The organism is Nesterenkonia sandarakina (assembly GCF_013410215.1).
Lineage (GTDB): Bacteria > Actinomycetota > Actinomycetes > Actinomycetales > Micrococcaceae > Nesterenkonia > Nesterenkonia sandarakina.
Genome location: NZ_JACCFQ010000001.1, coordinates 658881 through 678702, shown reverse-complemented (window position 1 = coordinate 678702; position 19822 = coordinate 658881). Strand labels below are relative to the sequence as shown.

Below are 19822 nucleotides of genomic sequence, written 5' to 3'. Positions count from 1 at the left end.
CCAGCACCAGCACCAGCACTCCCGCCGCGCCGCAGATCGCGATGCTCGGCCTGGGCTCCATGAACGGGGCGATCCTGGCGGGTCTGCTGGAGTCGACGGTGACCCCGGAGCAGGTCCAGGCCACCACCCGCAGCGCCGCCACCGCGGGGGAGCGCGCGGCCCACTATGGGATCCGGGTGCTCGCCGAGCAGGACGACGCCGAGGTCAACCGGCGCGTCGCGGCGGAGGCCGACATCATCTTCCTCGGGGTCAAGCCGCACGGCACCACGGCCCTGGCGGCAGAGATCGCCGAGGCGCTGAAGCCGGGGGCCGTGGTGGTCTCTGTGGCCGCCGCGATCAGTGTCGAGATGCTCGAGGACGCACTGCCCGCGGGTCAGCCGGTGATCCGGTCGATGCCGAACACTCCGCTCTCGGTGGGGCTCGGCGTGGTCGGGCTGGTCCCGGGCAGCCACGTCAGCCCAGCAGACACCGAGACGGTGGCTGAGCTGCTCGGTGCCAGCGGTGCGGTGCATGTGATCGAGGAGTCTCAGATCGACGCGCTGACCGGGATCTCCGGCTCCGGGCCCGCCTACGCCTTCTACCTCGCTGAACAGATGGCGCGGGCCGGGGAAGAGCTGGGACTGGATCCGGCGCTGGCCGCGGATCTGGCCGCCCAGACCATCTACGGGGCAGGAAAGATGCTGGTCGAGAACCAGCGCGCGGGCACCGCCGACGCCGCGGGGCTGCGCCGTGCGGTCTGCTCCCCGAACGGGACCACCGAGCGCGCCATCGACGCCTTCGACGACCACGGGCTGCCGGCGGCCGTCCGCGCCGCGGTCAGCGCCAGTGCACACCGCTCAGCCGAGATCACCGATGAGCTCCGCAGCGCAGACTGAGCCCGGCGGAGGCCGCCGAGTCGGGTTCCGGGCCTACCTGAAGCACTGGACGCGACGACTGACCAGCACCTCGCCGGCCCGCGCCGCGATGTTGATCTTCGGGGTGACCATCGCGGTGTTCGCCTCGCTGCTGAACATGCCCTGGGCCACCGCGTCAGGGTCGTCCGCCGCCTTCCACGAGGCGCTCTTCGTGGCCACCTCAGCAGTGACCGTCACCGGGCTCACCCCGGTGAACACCGCTGAGCACTGGTCCTTCGCCGGTGAGCTGGTGATCCTGATCGGGATCCAGGTCGGCGGCCTGGGCATCATCACCATCGCCGCGCTGCTGGCGATCTCGGTGACCCGCAACCTCGGGCTGCGGACCCGGCTGGTGGCCCAGGAGGGCGGCATCTCCACCGGATCGATGGGGGAGACCGGCCAGGTCATCCGAACCGTCGTGATCTGTTCCGCGGTGGTGGAGGCGCTGCTGATGCTGGTGCTGATTCCGCGCTTCATCCAGATCAACGGAGATATCTCCAGCGGGGTCTGGGACGGCACCTTCTACGCCATCTCCGCATTCAACAACGCCGGATTCGTGGCGCACGCCGAGGGCTTCGCCGGCTTCGGCAACGACCCGGTGGTCATCTGGACCATCATGGTCGGGGTCTTCCTGGGCAGCCTGGGCTTCCCGGTGCTCTTCATGCTCTGGACCAACCGCTGGCACGTCCGGCGCTGGAACCTGCACACCAAGCTGACCCTGGAGGTGACGCTGCTGCTCATGGTGATCGGCGCGGTGCTCTACGGGGTCATGGAATGGTCCAACAGCTCCACCATCGGCGATATGAGCGTCGCGGAGAAGCTGCAGAACTCGCTCTTCGCCTCGGTGAACATGCGCTCCGGAGGGTTCTCGGTGGTCGAGTCGAACCTGCAGAACTCCGAGACCATGCTGATCTCAGACGCGCTGATGTTCGCCGGCGGCGGGTCCGCCTCCACCGCCGGAGGCATCAAGGTCACCACCATCGCGGTGATCTGGCTGGCATTCCTGGCCGAGGCCCGCGGCGACACCGAGTCCACCGCACACGGACGCACCATCCCGCCCTCGGCGGTGCGGGTGGCCGTCTCGGTGGTGGCCATGGGTGCGACCCTGGTGCTGATCTCCACCGTCTGGCTGATGTACATCACCGGACTCGACATGGGACGCCCGCTCTATGAGTCGGTCTCCGCCTTCGCCACCGTGGGTCTCACCAGCGGGCTCACCGAGGACCTGCCGCCGGAGGGGCTCTACGTGCTCGCCGCACTGATGTTCGCCGGCCGCGTCGGAATCATCACCTTCGCCGCCTCGCTGACCGTGCGTCAGCGCAGCCGGGTCCGCTACCGCTACCCCGAGGGTCGTCCGATGATCGGCTGAGGTCCCCCTGGAATCCGGGCGGATCCCCGGAAGCGGGGCGTCTTCCCGGTGCCGCCGGGGCGAGTCCGGGGGTTTACCCTTGAGTCAGCACTTCAAGACTCGGCTCCGCAGGGCCGAGCAGCCTCTTCGCGGAAAAGGACGCATTCGTGGCCAAGCTGAACCCCCAGAGCAACAAGCCGGTCCTGGTCGTGGGCCTCGGCCGCTTCGGCATCGCCTTGAGCAACCAGCTCGTGAGCCAGAACAAGGAAGTTCTCGCCGTGGAGCGGGACCGCAGCCTGGTCCAGAAGTACGCCGACATGCTCACCCATGTGGTCGAGGCCGATGCCACCGATATCGAGGCGCTGCGTCAGGTCGGTGCCCAGGAGTTCGACTCCGCCGTCGTCGGCGTCGGCACCTCCATCGAATCCTCGGTGCTGATCGCCGCGAACCTGGTCGACCTGGGGGTGAGTCAGGTCTGGGCCAAGGCGATCAATCCGACCCACGGCAAGATCCTCACCCGGATCGGGTGCCACCACGTGATCTACCCGGAGCACGACGCCGGGGTCCGCGCCGCGCACCTGGTCTCGGGTCAGATGCTGGACTTCATCAAGTTCGACGACGACTTCGCGATCGTGAAGATGCGCCCGCCGCGCGAGCTTCACGGCAAGACCATCGACCAGTGCCAGCCCCGGCGCCGGCACAAGGTCAATGTGGTGGGCGTGAAGTCACCGGGAAAGGACTTCGTCTACGCCCAGCCCGACACCCTGGTCTCCGCAGGAGACACCATCATCGTCTCCGGAGACGTCTCCCAGCTGGAGTATTTCGCCGACCACGCCTGAGGAGGCCACCCGTGGGAGAACTTCCTGTCGCTCTCGTATGGGACGAGGCGCTGCTCGAGTATCGCTTCAACTCCGACCACCCCATGGATCCGGTGCGGCTGGACCTCACCGCGCGGCTCTGCCGGGAGTTCGGCCTCTTCGACGGCGCGCACGTGCAGCGGCTGGAGACCGGGATCGCCTCGGACGCCGTGCTGGGCACGGTGCACTCGGGCGACTATATCAGCGCCGTGAAGAACGCCGCCGAGCGCGGGCACGCCTCGGAAGATCACGGTCTCGGCACCGAGGACACCCCGGTGTTCAGCGAGATCCATCTCGGCGCGGCCCGCATCGTCGACGGCACCCGGCAGTGCGCCCAGGCGCTGGTGGAGGGAACCGCGGTGCGCGCGCTGAACTTCGCCGGAGGGATGCATCATGCCGCGAGATCCCGGGCAGGCGGCTTCTGCGTCTATAACGACTCCGCGGTGGCCATCGCGCTGCTGCTCGAGCAGGGCACCCGCCGGGTGGTCTACATCGATGTGGACGCCCATCACGGGGACGGCACGCAGGACATCTTCTACGACGATCCCCGCGTGATGACCATCTCGATCCATCAGACCGGGGTCGCGCTCTACCCGGGCACCGGGTTCCCCAACGAGACCGGAGGACCCGGCGCCGAGGGCTCCGCCGTGAACATCGCGCTGCCGGAGAACACCGGCGACGCCGGCTGGCTGCGCGCCTTCCACGCGGTCGTCCCGCAGCTGGTGGCGGCCTTCGAGCCCGAGGTCATCGTCTCCCAGCACGGCTGCGACTCGCACCGCGATGACCCGCTGTCTGATCTGCTGCTCAGCGTGGACGCGCATCGGCAGAGCGCGCTGGACATCGCCCACCTCGCCGATGAGCACTGCGAAGGGCGCTGGATCGCCACCGGCGGCGGCGGCTACGCCGTGCACACCGTGGTCCCGCGCAGCTGGACCCATCTGACCGGGGTGATCGTGGGGGCGCCGCTCTCCCTGAAGACCCCGGTGCCGGGGGCCTGGCGGGACTATGTGCGTGAGCGCCACCAGGTGCTCACACCGGAGACCATGGGCGACGACGCCGAGCTGTGGTGGCGCTCCTGGGAGCTCGGCTACGACCCATCCGATGCCGTGGATCGCGCGGTGATGCAGACCCGCAGGGAGATCTTCCCGCTCTATGGGCTCGACCCCTGGTTCGACTGATCCTGGGCGGATCCGCCGATTCTGTGCCAGCAGGGCGTTGCGGCTACACTGTTCCGAGACCTTTTTCTCGTTGTTTACCTACAGACAAGGACTGCACCCCATGGGCTCAGTGATCAAGAAGCGCCGCAAGCGCATGGCGAAGAAGAAGCACCGCAAACGTCTGCGGAAGACTCGTCACCAGCGCCGCAACAAGAAATAAGACTTCTTGGACGCGTGAAGAAACCCCGGCAGCCCACAGGCGGCCGGGGTTTCTTCGTCGGATCAGGAAACCACCGAGAGGGGAGGCCCCGTCATGGGTCACACGGTCGAGGTCGAGCTGCTCACCAAGCAGGGCTGCCACCTCTGCGAAGAGGCCGTGGCGGTCACCCGCGAAGCCTGCGCGGAGTTCTCCGTGACATTCATCGAACACGACATCACCGAGGACGCGACGCTGCTGGCCAGCTTCGCCGAGGAGATCCCGGTGCTGCGCATCGATGGGCGGGTCAGGGACTTCTGGCGCATCGACCCGCAGCGTCTGCGACGGCTGCTCCGAGAGGCCACTGCGGGGTCCTGAGGACGATCAGCCCCCGGACACGAAGAAGGACCCACCTCATCGTGAAGTGGGTCCTTCGTCGTGTCACTGAGCCTCAGTGGCCCTCGTCGTCTGGATCGTGGTGCGCTGCGCCGCTGCCCCAGGTGTCGGGACCATGCACGAGGTGCTCTGCCATGGACTCGTCGAAGCCGTTGGGGAGCAGGTGCCGGTACTCCGGGAGGACCCCGTCGAAGACCGAAGCCATGATCTGCTCGGACTCGCCGTCCACGCTGACGGTGATCTCATGCATCTCGCCGGGATCGCCCTGGAAGGACTCCACGACGAGCTCCTCGTCGAGCTCCAGGGAGACCTTCTCGCCGGCCGGAAGCGTCGCGGAGAAGCTCTCGCCGTCGACGTCGAGCTCCACCTCGACGTCCTCGGCGCCGCTGTTGATGATCGAGCCCATCGCCCGGGCAGGGTTGCCGGCCTCGTCGGTGACGAAGGCCATGTGGCGGAACTGCACGTTTTCGACGTCGGCGCGGGTGCCGTCGGAGGCGGCGTACTGCTGAGTGGTGGCCTGGTAGTTGACGGCGCTGCAGCCGCTGGCGCCCAGGAGCGCGGCAGCTGCCACAGAGACCGCTGCCAGGCGGCGGGTCTTATCGGCTGAGAACTTCACGGGGAGAGTCTCCTCACGGGCTTGGGGCGATGCAGATCAGCTCCAGGGTACGCGGTGTCGGTGCCCGGAGATCAGTGTGCGTCGCAGATGTCGTCCACGTCAGCGCGGAAATCCTCGCCTTCGTGCCGGTCTGAACTGAGCACAATTCTACAGGATGTCGAAATCAGATGGCGGCGAACCCTATGTGGTGACGGCGCAGGCGCCCCGGTGCGACACGCGGAGCCGATTGTGACGCGTGATAAACTTGAGGTCGGGAAAGGGGAATCATTACATGAATTTTGAGGTCGGCGAGACGGTCGTATACCCACACCACGGTGCGGCGACGATTGAAGAAGTGAAGACCCGCACCATTCGCGGCGAGGAAAAGATGTACCTCAAGCTCAGGGTCTCCCAGGGTGACCTGACCATCGAGGTGCCAGCAGACAACGTGGACCTGGTCGGTGTGCGTGATGTCGTCGGTGCAGAAGGTCTGGAGCATGTCTTCGACGTGCTGCGTGCCGAGTACACCGAGGAGCCCACCAACTGGTCGCGCCGGTACAAGGCCAACCTTGAGAAGCTCGCCTCCGGCGATGTGAACAAGGTGGCCGAAGTCGTGCGTGACCTGTGGCGGCGCGAGAATGATCGCGGTCTCTCCGCCGGGGAGAAGCGCATGCTGGCCAAGGCCCGGCAGATCCTGGTCTCGGAGCTGGCGCTGGCGAAGAAGCTCGACGAGGAGGACGCCGCAAAGCTCCTCGACGAGATCCTCGATCAGGCCCCGACGGCTGCAGAGCCCGAGAAGGTCGCCGAGTAGATATGAGCCAGGTGGGACCACAGGTCGCACCGGCAGCCAGGGAAGCTCCTCAGGGAGCCTCGTCGATGAATCGCCCGGACGCCGGGACAGGGACACCTGTCACAGCGCGCCGGGCGATCATCGTTGTGGCCGCCGGCAGCGGAGAGCGGCTTGGCCGCGGCATACCGAAAGCCTGCGTGGAACTGGCGGGACGCCCGATTCTCGCCCATGTGATGCAGCGCATCCAGGAGCTCACCCAGGGCCCCATGAACCCAGGCGGGGCGGCTCCAGGCCCGGGGACTCCAGACCCAGAGGCTCCGGGCCTGGACGCCGTGGTGCTCGTGCTGCCTGCGGATAAGAGCAGCGTCGAGACGCTCACCGCCGTGGGGGAGCAGTTCCGCACCGCCACGGGGGTCCCTGTCCACCTCACCCGGGGCGGCGCCAGCAGATCCTCCTCGGTGCGCGCCGGAGTCCATGAGCTGCTGCGCGCGGCAGCAGGCACGTGGGATCCCGCGTCCACCTCGGTGCTGATCCAGGACGCCGCCCGGGCGATGACCCCACCGGGCGTCTACGAGACGGTGTTCGCCGCCGTGGAGGCAGGCGCCCCCGCCGTCGTCCCGGCTCTGCGGGTCACCGACACCATCAAGCGGGTGCACACCGAGCCTGGCGCGGCCACCGGTGCGGAGACGGTCCTCGAGACGGTGCCGAGGTCCGAGCTGCGCGCGGTGCAGACCCCGCAGGGCTTCACCCTTCAGCTGCTGCAGCGGGCCTTCGACTTCATCGGAGACCTCCCGGACGCCCAGGCGGAGACGCTGACCGATGAGGCCATGATCGCTGAAGCCATGGGAGTCGAGGTCGCTGTGGTGCCTGGTTCCGAGCAGGCCGTGAAGATCACCGGCCCTTCCGATCTCGCGGCGGCCGAGTCGCTGATCCAGACCACCGGCGCCGCAGCCCAGCCGGTGCTCCCGCGGGTGGGGATCGGGCACGACGTCCATGGCTTCGCCCCGGAGGACCAGCCGAGGGACCTCTGGCTGGCGGGGCTGTACTGGCCGGGCCAGCAGGGACTGACCGGACACTCCGACGGCGACGCCGTGGCCCACGCCTGCTGCGACGCGCTGTTCAGTGCCGCTGGGCTGGGCGATCTGGGCGTGCACTTCGGGGCAGACACCATCGGCACCGCCCGCCCGGAGCTCGAAGGCGCCTCGGGGGCGCAGCTGCTGGCCGAGGCCGCGCGCATCCTGGCCCGGGAGGGCTTCGGCATCGGCTCGATCGCGGTGCAGTTCGTGGGGCAGCGCCCCAAGTTCGGCCCGCGCCGAGCTGAGGCGCAGCAGGTGCTCAGCGCCGCGGCAGGAGCGCCGGTCGCGATCAGCGCCACGACCTCGGACGGACTGGGCTTCACCGGGCGCGGCGAGGGCATCCTGGCCACCGCCACCGCTGTGGTCTACACGCTGCGAACCGAGGACCGGATAGGCTGAGCGCGTGGGACTGCGACTCTATGACACCAAGACGGCGACCGTGCGGGATTTCGAGCCCCTGGAACCGGGACGGGTGTCCCTGTACTACTGCGGCGCCACCGTCCAGGGGCGTCCCCACGTCGGGCACGTGCGATCCGCGGTGGCCTTCGACATTCTGATCCGCTGGCTCGAACACAGCGGCTTCGATGTGCTCAGCGTCCGCAACGTCACCGACATCGATGACAAGATCCTGGAGAAGTCGGCCCAGTCCCACCTGCCAGAACATGCCGCGACCCCGGACTACCCGGCGCAGGAGCCCTGGTTCGCCCTCGCGTACCGCTTCGAGCAGGCGTTTCATCAGGCCTACGACGCGCTCGGAGTGAAGCGCCCACGCTACGAGCCGCGCGCCACCGGACATATGACCGAGATGTTCGCACTGATCCAGCGGCTGATCGACGCCGAGCATGCCTACCCGGCCCAGGACGGCTCCGGGGACGTGTACTTCGATGTCCGCTCCTGGCCCCGCTACGGGGAGCTGACCCATCAGCGGGCCGAAGACATGCAGGACGCGGCCGACGCCGACGCACGGGGCAAGCGCGATCCCCGCGACTTCGCGCTGTGGAAGGGCCACAAGTCCAGCGACCCGGTGACCGCCCGTTGGGACGCGCCCTGGGGCGCCGGGCGTCCCGGGTGGCACGTGGAGTGCTCCGTGATGGCGACCAAGTACCTCGGCAGCCAATTCGACATCCATGGTGGCGGCCTGGACCTGCGCTTTCCGCACCACGAGAACGAGCTGGCGCAGTCCGCGGCCGCGGGCGACGATTTCGCACGCTTCTGGCTGCACAACGGGATGGTCACCTACGCCGGAGAGAAGATGTCCAAATCCCTGGGCAACACCATCGCACCGGAGGAGATGCTCGCCGCGGCCCGCCCGCGCGCAGTGCGCTACTTCCTGGGGCAGGCGCACTACCGCTCCCAGCTGGACTACCGACCCACCTCCCTGCAGGAGGCCCAGTCAGCGGTCGAACGGGTCGAGACCTTCCTGGCGCGTGCCCAGCGCAGCCTCGGAGACCAGGACCTGGGCGGTGGTCAGACCGTGCCCGAGGCGTTTGCCGCGGCGATGAACGACGACCTCAACGTTCCCCAGGCGCTGGCGGTGCTGCATGAGAGTGTGCGGGCCGGCAACACCGCGCTCGACGCCGGGGACACCGAAGCTATGACCCGCAGCGCGGCAGCCGTGAACACCATGATGCGGGTGCTCGGACTCAGCGATGTCCCCGAAGCCGGGGAGTCGGGCAGCTCTGAGGCCGAAGAGTCTCTGGCTGAGCTGGTCGAGGCGCTGCTCAATGAGCGCGTGCAGGCGAAGTCCGCCAAGGACTACGCCCGCGCCGACGCTCTGCGCGACCGGCTCACCGAGGCCGGGATCGCGCTGGAAGACTCCAAAGATGGAACCCGCTGGGCGCTTGCCCGGACGGGTTCGACCACCAGCCCCGCCACCGGGGCGAGGAAAGGCTGATCATGGCAAGAGATTCACGGCCCAAGTCGGCCGCGATCCGACGAGAGAAGAAGGGCCCCCAGACCGGGTCCGGCGGTCAGGGGCGGCGCGCGCTGCGCGGCAAGGGCCCCACGCCGAAGGCCGAGGACCGGGTGTATCACAAGGCGCACCGGCAGAAGATGCTCGCCGAACGGGCGGCCACCAAGTCCAGCAGCAACGCACCGCGCCAGCGCGGCTCCGGGTTCGGCGCCGAGGACATGGTCGCCGGACGCAACTCGGTGCTCGAGGCGCTGCGCGAACGAGTCCCTGCCAAGGAACTCCACGTCGCCACGGACGTCGAGTCCGACGGTCGGGTCCGCGAGGCTCTGCAGTTCGCCGCCGAGGCCGGGGTGCGGGTCCGCGAGGTCACCCGCCGCCACCTGGACAACGCCACCGGGGGAGCGGTCCACCAGGGACTCGCGCTGCTGCTGGAGCCCTATGACTACCTCGACGCGCTGGATCTGGCCGAGGACGAGCTGGAACGCGCGGCCAAGGGACACATCGCCCACCAGCCGCTGTTCCTGGCGTGCGACTCGATCACTGATCCGCGCAACCTGGGCGCGATGCTGCGCGCCGCCTCCGCATTCGGCGCCCACGGGGTGCTGATCCCGGAACGGCGCAGCGCCGGGGTGACCGCCACGACCTGGAAGACCTCTGCGGGAGCCGCGGCACGGATTCCCGTGGCGCGGGCGAAGAACCTCACCCAGACGCTGAAGGAGGCGAAGCAGCTCGGATACTTCGTGCTCGGCCTCGACGGCGGGGGCGATATCTCGCTCCAAGACATCGAACTCGCCCAGGAGCCGGTGATCATCGTGGTCGGCTCCGAAGGCAAGGGACTCTCCCGCCTGGTCCGTGAGACCTGCGACCAGATCGTCTCCATCCCGATCACCTCGGCCACCGAGTCGCTGAACGCCTCCATGGCGGTGGGCATCAGCCTCTACGAGATCGCGATGCGGCGCCAGGGGGCTCAGCGGTAGATGCGCAGCTTCCGAGGCGAGGAGCAGCCAGGGTTCCTGGATCTGGTGGGGACCTGGCTGTCCCAGCAGTCCTGGTTCACGGCTGCACCAGGTCGCCGCGTGATCACCCGCGTCGGTGGTCTGCGGCTTCCCGCCCCGGAGGGTGAGCCCGACCAGAGGGTGCGCCTGGAGCTGCATGTCTTTCTGGTGGAGCACGCCGCCGGCCAGGAGCGGCTCGCGGTGCCGATGGCGCTGCGCAGCAGGCCCTCCGCGCTGGCCGGCAAGGCCGCCTTCATCGGTCGCCTTCGCGGAGTCGATGGAGACCTCTGGGTCTACGACGGCGCACACGATCGTGCCTTCCTGGCAGCCATCCACGAGATGGTCCGCCGCGGACAGGGCAGCCGCAATGGGCGCTCCCGCGGCCAGGCCTTCGAGGACTTCGCCGACTGGCCCGCCTTCAGCGCCACCTTGCAGCGCACGGTGCTCGAGGCGCCCACCGCAGCGATGACTCGCACCGCGATCACCCTCGAGGCCGGCACCGGGCAGGACCAGCGCACCATCATCGACTTCCCCCGCAGACCAGAGCAGCGCTCCGGTGCCCTGGACACGGTGGTGCGGATGGGACGCACGGGCAGCCGCACGGTCTCCCGCGTTCTGGGAGTGGTCACCGGAACCTGGCCCGAGGCGGACTCCGAAGCGGCGGAACAGCCGTGGGTCTCCTGTGACCTCGGGCTCATCCGTGAAGCCTCTCTCGGTGCCCCGGCTGCCTCGGCCCAGGTGGATGCCGCGCTGCTCGAAGCATCGGACTTCCAGAGCGAAGCTGAACAGATCGGGCGCACCCTCGGGAACTTCCACGCTGATCTGGCCGGGACCTTCGGGGCCTATCCGCAGACGGATCAGCAGCGCAGGACCACGATCGACCAGGCCGTGGCAGCGCTGGAGCACAGCTGGTCCCAGGTGCACACGACCCTCGAGGAATCCGAAGCCGATGTGCTGGGTGCGACGGTAGACCGGCTGATCACCCAGCTCCGCGAGACCGACCAGGCGATGAGCCTGCAGAAGATCCACGGCGCACTGAACCTGGAGCGCATCCGGGCCACCGGCCCCGAAGGTCCCTGGATCATCGACGAGCAGGGCGGCATGTCGGACCACGCTCTGCCGCTTCGCGACGTGGTCGCCGTGCTGATCTCCATCGCGGAGCTCACGATGCAGAGGATGACCACGGAATCAACACCGGCATCGACGACGGCATCGGCACAGACACCGAGATCTGCGCAGGCCGATGCGTCGGAGCTGGACGGCGAACTCTGGTGCGAGCAGGTGACCACCGCTCTGCTGGAGGGATACCGACACAGCGACGCTGCCGAGGCGGGTCTGGACTCGACCCTGTTCCACGCCGCGGTGCTCACCGAGGCGCTGGAGCTGGTGCAGCGCAGCGAGGGGCGATGGATATTCGGCCGTTCCCTGGCGTTGCACCCCGAGTGAACCCCCGGCTCGCGGGGATCCAGGGGTGTGACCGAGGTCGCAGCGGATCTGGTTTGCGCGCTGGTCTGGGGTGTGTGTAAAGTTCTATCTCGTGCTCACGGGGCACAGCGGAAAGCCGAGAGGCAGACCGGCTGGAACTCGGAGCGGATTTGATAACCACATAGCTTCACCCCACCAGTGAGTTCCTCGCTGCGGCGGCCTGGGTTTTCGGACCAATCAGGCCCCACACCAGCGAAGGGAAACCACTGATCAGGGGGTTCTCGTTCTACTGTTTTTATGGTGTTCATCTGGTGTTGACCTCGAGTTGACGCCAGCGAGGATCACGACGTAGAGTTGAGAACCGCGCAGACGACGAGCAGCACGGTCTGGCAGACAGCGAATCTTCGCTGCAGCCGCGTGGTGCTGATCATGTCAGTCAAATACGGTGGAAACACCGAATTGACGATGCGGAAGCTTGTTGGTAAGCTTACAAAGTTGCTTCGGAGCGATTCAGGAAAACAACAGTCCTGATGGTGCCGGTAGCGGTTGTTGTTTGAGAACTCAATAGTGTGCCAAGTTTGTTGATACCAAATTATTTATTTGGTTATAACAGTGACATTACCACCCCCGTGGTAGTGATCGCAAATTTAGCCAAGGATTCATTAAACAGGTGTCTGTGGCTGGTGATGAACGGATCGTGAGGGCCTTGTTTTTCTGGCAGGGTCTGGTCTGTTTGTTGTTAGTTGTGGATGCTTTCTCTTATTAATTTTTTAATGGAGAGTTTGATCCTGGCTCAGGATGAACGCTGGCGGCGTGCTTAACACATGCAAGTCGAACGATGAAGACCGTGCTTGCACGGTTGGATTAGTGGCGAACGGGTGAGTATCACGTGAGTAACCTTCCCTTAACTCTGGGATAAGCCCGGGAAACTGGGTCTAATACCGGATACGACCAGTCCTCGCATGGGGTGCTGGTGGAAAGATTTATCGGTTTTGGATGGACTCGCGGCCTATCAGCTTGTTGGTGAGGTAATGGCTCACCAAGGCGATGACGGGTAGCCGGCCTGAGAGGGTGACCGGCCACACTGGGACTGAGACACGGCCCAGACTCCTACGGGAGGCAGCAGTGGGGAATATTGCACAATGGGCGAAAGCCTGATGCAGCGACGCCGCGTGCGGGATGACGGCCTTCGGGTTGTAAACCGCTTTCAGCAGGGAAGAAGCGAAAGTGACGGTACCTGCAGAAGAAGCGCCGGCTAACTACGTGCCAGCAGCCGCGGTAATACGTAGGGCGCGAGCGTTATCCGGAATTATTGGGCGTAAAGAGCTCGTAGGCGGTTTGTCACGTCTGCTGTGAAAGCCCGGGGCTCAACCCCGGGTGTGCAGTGGGTACGGGCAGACTAGAGTGCAGTAGGGGAGACTGGAATTCCTGGTGTAGCGGTGAAATGCGCAGATATCAGGAGGAACACCGATGGCGAAGGCAGGTCTCTGGGCTGTTACTGACGCTGAGGAGCGAAAGCATGGGGAGCGAACAGGATTAGATACCCTGGTAGTCCATGCCGTAAACGTTGGGCACTAGGTGTGGGGAACATTCCACGTTTTCCGCGCCGTAGCTAACGCATTAAGTGCCCCGCCTGGGGAGTACGGCCGCAAGGCTAAAACTCAAAGGAATTGACGGGGGCCCGCACAAGCGGCGGAGCATGCGGATTAATTCGATGCAACGCGAAGAACCTTACCAAGGCTTGACATGGACCGGACCGCTGCAGAGATGCAGTTTCCCTTCGGGGTCGGTTCACAGGTGGTGCATGGTTGTCGTCAGCTCGTGTCGTGAGATGTTGGGTTAAGTCCCGCAACGAGCGCAACCCCTATCCTATGTTGCCAGCACGTCATGGTGGGGACTCATGGGAGACTGCCGGGGTCAACTCGGAGGAAGGTGGGGACGACGTCAAATCATCATGCCCCTTATGTCTTGGGCTTCACGCATGCTACAATGGCCGGTACAATGGGTTGCGATACTGTGAGGTGGAGCTAATCCCTAAAAGCCGGTCTCAGTTCGGATCGAAGTCTGCAACTCGACTTCGTGAAGTTGGAGTCGCTAGTAATCGCAGATCAGCAACGCTGCGGTGAATACGTTCCCGGGCCTTGTACACACCGCCCGTCAAGTCACGAAAGTGGGTAACACCCGAAGCCGGTGGCCTAACCCTTGTGGGGGGAGCCGTCGAAGGTGGGACTCGCGATTGGGACTAAGTCGTAACAAGGTAGCCGTACCGGAAGGTGCGGCTGGATCACCTCCTTTCTAAGGAGCTGGACCCGAGTCGGGTCCGCCACTTGATGTCACCGTTCGTGTGACTGGTGGTTTGCTCAAGGGTGGAATATCAACGAATCGTCATCATGGTCTTGGCGCTGGTTTCTCCGGTACGCCTGATCCTCACCTTGTGTGGGGTTCGGGTTGGGAAGAGAGTCAGTGCCTGGTGGTCATGGTGCTTGGCACACTGTTGGGTCCTGAGACAACAATGGTTGTTTCATGATCTGGCCCTCGGCTTCAGGTAGCCGGCCCCGTCAGTGGGGTTGGTGATGGTGGTGGGGGTTGTTGTTTGGGAACTGCATAGTGGACGCGAGCATCTTTGTTCTTAATTGAACGAAAGTACTCGAATCATGCTGATCACGCCGTGTGGTGTGGTCAGTGTTCTTTGTGTCAATTTTTAGTCGAGCACTTAATGTTGTGAGTGTCATCGCAGCTACTGTGATGATGGTCGTAAGTGTTTTAGGGCGCATGGTGAATGCCTTGGTAGTAGGAGCCGATGAAGGACGTGGGAATCTGCGATAAGCCTGGTGGAGTTGATAACCGAGCGTTGATACCAGGATTTCCGAATGGGGAAACCCCGCATGCTGTTGTGGTGTGTGACCACCGGTTGAATGTATAGACCGGTTGGAGGGAACGTCGGGAAGTGAAACATCTCAGTACCGACAGGAAGAGAAAACAATGTAGTGATTCTGTGAGTAGTGGCGAGCGAAAGCGGATGGGGCTAAACCGGTTGCGTGTGATACCTGGTAGGGGTTGCGTGGCCGGGGTTGTGGGACATCTCGTTGAGGATCTACCAGTCCTTGGGGTTGAGGTGCGGGCGTATAGACGAAGAAGGTTGAGTCCTTCGCCGTAGAGGGTGTGAGTCCCGTAGTCGTAATGCGTTCCGCCGGCCTGTAGATGTATCCCGAGTAGCACGAGGCTCGAGGAATCTTGTGTGAATCAGCCAGGACCACCTGGTAAGCCTAAATACTACCTACTAACCGATAGTGAATCAGTACCGTGAGGGAATGGTGAAAAGTACCCCGGGAGGGGAGTGAAATAGTACCTGAAACCATGTGCCTACAATCCGTCAAAGCATCCTTGAGGGGTGTGATGGCGTGCCTTTTGAAGAATGAGCCTGCGAGTTAGTGCTCAGTGGCGAGGTTAACCCGTGTGGGGAAGCCGTAGCGAAAGCGAGTCTGAATAGGGCGTTTTTAGTCGCTGGGTCTAGACCCGAAGCGGAGTGATCTACCCATGGCCAGGTTGAAGCGCGTGTAAGAGCGCGTGGAGGACCGAACCCACCTAGGTTGAAAACTGGGGGGATGAGCTGTGGGTAGGGGTGAAAGGCCAATCAAACTCCGTGATAGCTGGTTCTCCCCGAAATGCATTTAGGTGCAGCGTTGCGTGTTTCTTGCCGGAGGTAGAGCTACTGGATGGCCGATGGGCCCTACAAGGTTACTGACGTCAGCTAAACTCCGAATGCCGGTCAAGTCAGAGCGCAGCAGTGAGACTGTGGGGGATAAGCTTCATGGTCGAGAGGGAAACAGCCCAGACCACCAGTTAAGGTCCCTAAGCGTGTGCTAAGTGGGAAAGGATGTGGAGTTGCTTAGACAACCAGGAGGTTGGCTTAGAAGCAGCCACCCTTGAAAGAGTGCGTAATAGCTCACTGGTCAAGTGATTCCGCGCCGACAATTTAGCGGGGCTCAAGCACACCACCGAAACTGTGGCATTTAGTCCCTTGAGGATTAGATGGGTAGGGGAGCGTCGAACACTGCGGTGAAGCAGCAGCGTAAGCTCGTCTGTGGAGTGTGTTCGAGTGAGAATGCAGGCATGAGTAGCGAAAGACACGTGAGAAACGTGTCCGCCGAATGACTAAGGGTTCCAGGGTCAAGCTAATCTGCCCTGGGTTAGTCGGGACCTAAGGCGAGGCCGACAGGCGTAGTCGATGGACAACGGGTTGATATTCCCGTACCGGTATAAGACCGCCCATGGTGAACTGGTGATACTAACTGCCCGAATCGTGCTAGAGCGGTCCCCTTGTGGGATCGACGTGTACGAGGAGCGCAGGACCTGAACCGGGGAGCCAAGCGTATTAACAGGTGTGACGCAGGAAGGTAGCTGAGCCCAGCGATGGTTGTCTGGGTCTAAGAGTGTAGCCCGAGTCCTAGGCAAATCCGGGACTCGTTATAAGGGTGAGACTTGATGGGACTCCACTATGTGGGGGATTCAGTGATCCTATGCTGCCAAGAAAAGCATCGGCGCGAGGGCTTGTACCGCCCGTACCCATAACCGACACAGGTGGTCAGGTAGAGAATACTAAGGCGATCGAGAGAACCACGGTTAAGGAACTCGGCAAAATACCCCCGTAACTTCGGGAGAAGGGGGACCACCCTGGTGATCCAGGCTTGCTTTGGTGAGCTGGTGGTGGTCGCAGAGACCAGGGGGAAGCGACTGTTTACTAAAAACACAGGTCCGTGCGAAGTCGTAAGACGATGTATACGGACTGACTCCTGCCCGGTGCTGGAAGGTTAAGAGGAAGGGTTAGTCCTTGTGGCGAAGCTCTGAATTTAAGCCCCAGTAAACGGCGGTGGTAACTATAACCATCCTAAGGTAGCGAAATTCCTTGTCGGGTAAGTTCCGACCTGCACGAATGGAGTAACGACTTCCCCGCTGTCTCAACCGTGGACTCGGCGAAATTGCACTACGAGTAAAGATGCTCGTTACGCGCAGCAGGACGGAAAGACCCCGAGACCTTTACTATAGCTTGGTATTGGTGTTTGACATCACTTGTGTAGGATAGGTGGGAGACTGTGAAGCGGCCACGCTAGTGGTTGTGGAGTCATCGTTGAAATACCACTCTGGTGTTGTTAGGCATCTAACTTCGGGCCCTGATCGGGTCCAGGGACAGTGCCTGGTGGGTAGTTTAACTGGGGCGGTTGCCTCCTAAAGAGTAACGGAGGCGCCCAAAGGTTCCCTCAGCCTGGTTGGCAATCAGGTGTCGAGTGTAAGTGCACAAGGGAGCTTGACTGTGAGAGCGGCAGCTCGAGCAGGAACGAAAGTTGGGACTAGTGATCCGGCGGCACCGTGTGGAAGGGCCGTCGCTCAACGGATAAAAGGTACCTCGGGGATAACAGGCTGATCCTGCCCAAGAGTCCATATCGACGGCATGGTTTGGCACCTCGATGTCGGCTCGTCGCATCCTGGGGCTGGAGTTGGTCCCAAGGGTTGGGCTGTTCGCCCATTAAAGCGGTACGCGAGCTGGGTTTAGAACGTCGTGAGACAGTTCGGTCCCTATCCGCTGCGCGCGCAGGAGATTTGAGAAGGTCTGTCCTTAGTACGAGAGGACCGGGACGGACGAACCTCTGGTGTGTCAGTTGTACTGCCAAGTGCACCGCTGATTAGCTACGTTCGGGATGGATAACCGCTGAAAGCATCTAAGTGGGAAGCCGGCTTCAAGATAAGATCTCCGTCACCTTTAAGGTGTGAAGGCTCCCAGCTAGACTACTGGGTTGATAGGCCAGATGTGGAAGCGCAGCAATGCGTGAAGCTGACTGGTACTAATAAGCCGATCACTTACACCACACTTATCAAGTGTGCTCGGTGAGTTTCATTAGAACACTGCGTGTTCGCGTCCACTAGGCGGTTCTCTGCCAACAACCCCACAACACCACCGCGCCCTCTCTTTTTGAGGGGCCTGTTGGTGGTGGTGTGGGTCAGGTCAGACCCCCATGTGTGCTGGTTCCTCGAGTGTTCGAGGGGCCGGTGTGGGGGATAAGTGAAGAGTGTTGTTGTGAGTTTAGGTTTACAGCACCGGTGAGTACCCCACCACAAGAGCCCAGATGTACGGGGTGTGTGGTGGTGTGGGAAAACATGAGGTGTTGTTCTAGAGTTACGGCGGTCATAGCGTGGGGGAAACGCCCGGTCCCATCCCGAACCCGGAAGCTAAGGCCCACTGCGCCGATGGTACTGCACACTGGAGTGTGTGGGAGAGTAGGTCGCCGCCGGACACTATTTAGTAAAGAGGGTTCAAGCCCGGTCCCCTGCGGGGGTCCGGGCTTGACCTGTATCCGGGATGGTATTCGCCGTTTTGCTCAGCGGATGCCTTCCTGGATAGGATGACAGTCTGCGCCCTTGGACCATGAAGGTTCTCGGGGCGTGGGATCACGGGGTGTGGCGCAGCTTGGTAGCGCGCGTCGTTCGGGACGACGAGGTCGCAGGTTCAAATCCTGTCACCCCGACCACTGATGAGATGGGCCGTGGATCTGCCGCCAGGCAGGACCCCGGCCCATCTTTGGGTTCACCATCCGATGCATCCTCCGGGACAGGTCCGCCGCTGCTCCACCAGCCGGGGTTCTTGACCTCCCGGGTTCTTGACCGCCCAGGTTCTTGACCGCCCTGGTTCGGTGACGGCCCGGGGTTGGCAGGCCTGGCTCGCACGGGCCCCCTCCAGACCCTGGTGCCTGCCGCCAGGTCTGCCTCATGCCTCGTCCAGAGTCTGTCCATCGGCGGGCTATATCCTTGAGTGATACCCAGCAGCAGTGAGCAGGAGGTTCCCATCGGCTCTGAACTCTCGCGCGGCGAACCGCAGGGCACCGATGCCCAGCGCCGCACGCACATCGCCCTGCCTCTCCTGGCGTTCCTGCTCGGCTTCGGGCTGATGCTGCTGGTCATGCTGCCCAATCTCTGGGCGATCCTCGCCGGCGCCATGGTCGGAGGAGCCGCCGCCGCCGGGACCTACGGCGTCGTCGTCGGCAGTGCGCAGAGTCGACTGCGGCGCACCGAACGGATCAACGATGACCAGCAGCGACTGCACGCCCAGCTCACGCAGATCAGCGACACCGTGCGAGACCGGTCCGCGCAGCTGCCCCCCTCGACCAAGGGTCAGCTCCGGATGATGCTGGTCGGTCTCGAGGAGATCGTAGATCGCTGGGACACTCTCTCGCGGTATCCCGAACATCAGGATGCGGTGAATCGCACCATCCAACGTCACCTGCCACGCACACTGGAGCTCTTTCTGGCTCTGCCCGACAGCGAGAAGCCGCAGCACGCCGCGGAGTTCAAGGGGCAGATCGCGCTGTTGGCTGAAGGTGTGGCCAAGACCCGAGACACCCTGGTCTCCAAGAACCTCCAGGCGCTGCAGACCAACCGCTGGCTGATCGAAGAGTCCCTGACGGACCCGGACGAGAAGCTCTTCCGCGACAACGGCCTGTAGCTGCTGCCTGCCCTGCGCGGCCCGGTGGGCGTCGCCTGTGTGCGGCTCCCGGCGCCGGCTGCCAGGCACGGCGGGAGACCGCCGCCCCAGCGTTTCACCCTCTGTCCCTGATCACGTGAGGAACCGACCCTCTTGGCACTCTCCCTGGAGCTGATCACCGCCACGGCGCGATCGCTGCTGAGCCAATACGGTCTCCAGGACGTCTCCATGCGTCGACTGGCCAGGGAGCTCGACGTCGCCCCCGGTGCGCTCTACTACCACGTGCCCAGCAAACAGGAGCTGCTGCGCACGGTGGCCCAGGAGATCCTGGACCCTCTCCTGGATGAGCCCGGGGACGCACTGGCGCTCATGCTTCGGTTCCGCCTGCTTGTGCTTCCGCTGCGCGATGCTGGCGATCTGCTGCTGCTGGCCTACGCGCTCGACACCACGCTGCCACCGGCGCAGCTGCTGCCGCAGCGGCTCAGGGATGCCGGGTGGGCGCCGGCTGAGGCGGAGCAGACGACCGCAGTGGTGATGCGCTTCGCCCTGGGGGCCGTGGCCACCGAGCAGAATCAGGCGCTGCTGCAGCCGGCCCAGCCCGCTACCGGGCGGGGCCCCGGCGCGCCGCAGGCCATGGCCGCAGAAAGAATCTACCGCCATGGCCTGCAACGTCTGCTGGCACCCCCGCGCTGAGAACCGATTCTCAGC

Annotated in this window: 14 protein-coding genes, 1 tRNA gene and 3 rRNA genes; 17 read left to right on the top strand and 1 reads right to left on the bottom strand. The window is 64.0% G+C overall.

Annotated elements, in window-relative coordinates:
- Window positions 1-41: 41 nt before the first annotated feature.
- The 6 genes from proC (at window position 42) to HNR11_RS03175 (ending at window position 4829) form a co-directional block, all read left to right on the top strand.
- A complete protein-coding gene (proC, locus tag HNR11_RS03200) occupies window positions 42-875 on the top strand; it encodes a pyrroline-5-carboxylate reductase (RefSeq protein WP_425488273.1) in 834 nt (277 codons plus the stop codon).
- Window positions 853-2262 (top strand): TrkH family potassium uptake protein, encoded by a 1410-nt coding sequence (locus tag HNR11_RS03195; protein WP_179441100.1) that lies wholly within the window; start codon window positions 853-855, stop codon window positions 2260-2262. Before proC ends, HNR11_RS03195 begins: the two co-directional genes overlap by 23 nt.
- 146 nt (window positions 2263-2408) lie before the next feature.
- Window positions 2409-3080, top strand: a complete 672-nt coding sequence (locus HNR11_RS03190) for a potassium channel family protein (protein WP_058889609.1) — start codon at window positions 2409-2411, stop codon at window positions 3078-3080.
- A gap of 50 nt (window positions 3081-3130) precedes the next feature.
- Window positions 3131-4276 (top strand): acetoin utilization protein AcuC, encoded by a 1146-nt coding sequence (locus HNR11_RS03185; RefSeq protein WP_425488272.1) that lies wholly within the window; start codon window positions 3131-3133, stop codon window positions 4274-4276.
- A 100-nt stretch (window positions 4277-4376) separates the two neighbouring features.
- Window positions 4377-4475 carry a 30S ribosomal protein bS22 gene (locus HNR11_RS03180; protein ID WP_081652675.1) on the top strand — a complete coding sequence of 33 codons (99 nt, stop codon included), beginning with the start codon at window positions 4377-4379 and terminating at the stop codon, window positions 4473-4475.
- A 93-nt stretch (window positions 4476-4568) separates the two neighbouring features.
- Window positions 4569-4829, top strand: coding sequence for a glutaredoxin family protein (locus HNR11_RS03175; RefSeq protein ID WP_179441099.1), 261 nt, complete (start codon window positions 4569-4571; stop codon window positions 4827-4829).
- Between the two features lie 73 nt (window positions 4830-4902).
- Here HNR11_RS03175 and HNR11_RS03170 read toward each other — a convergent pair whose 3' ends face one another.
- The gene (locus HNR11_RS03170) at window positions 4903-5463 is read right to left on the bottom strand and encodes a hypothetical protein (protein WP_058889611.1); all 561 of its coding nucleotides are present in this window, start codon (window positions 5461-5463) and stop codon (window positions 4903-4905) included.
- Window positions 5464-5734: 271 nt separating this feature from the next.
- On the opposite strand from HNR11_RS03170, the gene HNR11_RS03165 reads away from it, so the two are divergent.
- From HNR11_RS03165 to HNR11_RS14160, 11 genes are all read left to right on the top strand, one after another.
- Window positions 5735-6253 (top strand): CarD family transcriptional regulator, encoded by a 519-nt coding sequence (locus HNR11_RS03165; RefSeq protein WP_058889612.1) that lies wholly within the window; start codon window positions 5735-5737, stop codon window positions 6251-6253.
- 65 nt (window positions 6254-6318) lie between these two features.
- Window positions 6319-7707 carry a 2-C-methyl-D-erythritol 2,4-cyclodiphosphate synthase gene (ispF, locus tag HNR11_RS03160; RefSeq protein ID WP_179441098.1) on the top strand — a complete coding sequence of 463 codons (1389 nt, stop codon included), beginning with the start codon at window positions 6319-6321 and terminating at the stop codon, window positions 7705-7707.
- A gap of 4 nt (window positions 7708-7711) precedes the next feature.
- Window positions 7712-9202, top strand: coding sequence for a cysteine--tRNA ligase (gene cysS / locus HNR11_RS03155; protein WP_179441097.1), 1491 nt, complete (start codon window positions 7712-7714; stop codon window positions 9200-9202).
- Window positions 9203-9204: 2 nt separating this feature from the next.
- Window positions 9205-10197, top strand: coding sequence for a 23S rRNA (guanosine(2251)-2'-O)-methyltransferase RlmB (gene rlmB, locus HNR11_RS03150; RefSeq protein ID WP_179441096.1), 993 nt, complete (start codon window positions 9205-9207; stop codon window positions 10195-10197).
- Complete coding sequence (locus HNR11_RS03145; protein WP_179441095.1) at window positions 10198-11661, top strand: maltokinase N-terminal cap-like domain-containing protein; 1464 nt, start codon at window positions 10198-10200, stop codon at window positions 11659-11661.
- A gap of 749 nt (window positions 11662-12410) precedes the next feature.
- Window positions 12411-13935: ribosomal RNA gene (locus tag HNR11_RS03140) — 16S ribosomal RNA — on the top strand.
- Between the two features lie 457 nt (window positions 13936-14392).
- Window positions 14393-17504, top strand: a 23S ribosomal RNA gene (locus HNR11_RS03135).
- 309 nt (window positions 17505-17813) lie between these two features.
- Window positions 17814-17930 (top strand): 5S ribosomal RNA (gene rrf / locus HNR11_RS03130).
- Together the 16S, 23S and 5S rRNA genes with 1 tRNA gene alongside form the textbook arrangement of a ribosomal RNA operon.
- Window positions 17931-18087: 157 nt before the next feature.
- Window positions 18088-18164: transfer RNA gene (locus HNR11_RS03125), tRNA-Pro, on the top strand.
- A 281-nt stretch (window positions 18165-18445) separates the two neighbouring features.
- The gene (locus HNR11_RS03120; RefSeq protein WP_179441094.1) at window positions 18446-19135 is read left to right on the top strand and encodes a hypothetical protein; all 690 of its coding nucleotides are present in this window, start codon (window positions 18446-18448) and stop codon (window positions 19133-19135) included.
- Window positions 19136-19267: 132 nt separating this feature from the next.
- On the top strand, window positions 19268-19807 hold the full coding sequence (locus tag HNR11_RS14160) for a TetR/AcrR family transcriptional regulator (RefSeq protein ID WP_179441093.1): 540 nt from the start codon (window positions 19268-19270) through the stop codon (window positions 19805-19807).
- Window positions 19808-19822: the final 15 nt, after the last annotated feature.